This is a genomic window from Oceanobacillus alkalisoli (assembly GCF_021556485.1).
GTDB lineage: Bacteria > Bacillota > Bacilli > Bacillales > Amphibacillaceae > Oceanobacillus > Oceanobacillus alkalisoli.
Genome location: NZ_JAKGBW010000121.1, coordinates 1 through 255 on the forward strand (window position 1 = coordinate 1; position 255 = coordinate 255).

A 255-nucleotide genomic window follows, 5' to 3' on the forward strand; every position below is an offset into this window, starting at 1 on the left:
TCGGAGTAAGTTAATCCCTTTGATTCAGCTTCTCTAAGCATGCTTGGTAGTTCCTTTGCTGTTTCTGCTAATCTTAAAGCTCTACATTTTTCTTGTAGCTCCTGATAGAATTCTGTCATCTTATTTAACTCCTTGAAGAACATCTAAGTAGATATCTTGATTACGCTCTGGAGCTACGATATCCTTATATTTTTCATTGATTACTTCTTCATGAGGCAAGTCTCTGTAACCTTCGATTTCTAAAGAAATCGCAAT

1 pseudogene is annotated in these 255 nt (G+C 35.7%); it reads right to left on the minus strand.

The features are described 5' to 3' along the window. A pseudogene (locus LZD48_RS19405) lies at nt 1-119 on the minus strand (ATP-binding protein); the annotation flags it as partial. Between the last annotated feature and the right edge of the window lie 136 nt (nt 120-255).